1 protein-coding gene is annotated in these 1,094 nt (G+C 59.1%); it reads left to right on the plus strand.

All coding sequences use genetic code 11. The annotated features are described in order from the left end of the window. Nucleotides 1-1,036, plus strand: a 1,036-nt coding sequence (locus DET50_RS19325; RefSeq protein ID WP_113864309.1) for an ISL3-like element ISPpu12 family transposase, incomplete at its 5' end; no start/stop codon positions are given. Nucleotides 1,037-1,094: the final 58 nt, after the last annotated feature.

The following is a 1,094-nucleotide window of genomic DNA, read 5'->3' on the forward strand; positions in this document are numbered from 1 at the left end:
CAGGCCCCAGCTACCGGAGATGGTGGACGGATTCCGTATGACACTGCGGCTGCATGAGTACGTGGAGAAGGAATCCTTCAACCACCCCTACACCTTTGTGGCGGCACAGACCGGCCTGGATGAGAAGACGGTGCGCGACATCTTCAACGCCCGCGCCGAGTTCCTGGGGCGCTGGCACCGCTTCGAGACGCCCCGCATCTTGGGCATTGACGAGCTATACCTGAACAAGCGCTACCGCTGCATTCTGACCAACATTGAGGAGCGAACCCTGCTCGACCTGCTGGCCACCCGCCGCCAGGACGTGGTGACCAACTACCTGATGAAGCTGAAAGACCGGCAGAAGGTCGAGATCGTCAGCATGGACATGTGGAACCCCTACCGGGCAGCGGTCAAGGCTGTGCTGCCCCAGGCCCGTATCGTGGTCGATAAGTTCCATGTGGTGCGCATGGCCAACGATGCCCTAGAGAGAGTGCGCAAGGGCCTCAGAAAGGAGCTGAAACCGTCCCAGAGCCGGACTCTCAAGGGAGACCGGAAAATCCTGCTGAAACGCGCTCACGAAGTCTCAGACCGGGAGCGCCTCATCATGGAGACCTGGACAGGCGCGTTCCCGCAACTGCTGGCCGCCTACGAGCACAAGGAGCGCTTCTACGGCATCTGGGACGCCACCACACGGCTCCAGGCAGAAGCCGCCCTGGACGAGTGGATAGCCACCATCCCGAAGGGCCAAAAGGAAGTCTGGAGCGATCTGGTCAGGGCAGTGGGAAACTGGCGCGAAGAGACCATGACCTACTTCGAGACGGACATGCCCGTCACCAACGCTTACACGGAGTCCATCAACCGACTGGCCAAGGACAAGAACCGTGAAGGGCGCGGTTACTCCTTCGAGGTGATGCGGGCACGAATGCTCTACACCACGAAGCACAAGAAGAAGGCACCGACTGCGAAGGTCTCTCCTTTCTACAAGAAAACCATCGGTTACGGACTGCCGGACTTCGCAGAGGAACTCAACTACGGAGTCGATCTATCAACCATCTGAGGGTGGTATCAGATTGATGGGGTGAAGGTGCCCCATCAACCATTAAATCCGTATACCC

The organism is Marinobacter pelagius, assembly GCF_003315345.1.
Classification (GTDB): domain Bacteria; phylum Pseudomonadota; class Gammaproteobacteria; order Pseudomonadales; family Oleiphilaceae; genus Marinobacter; species Marinobacter pelagius_A.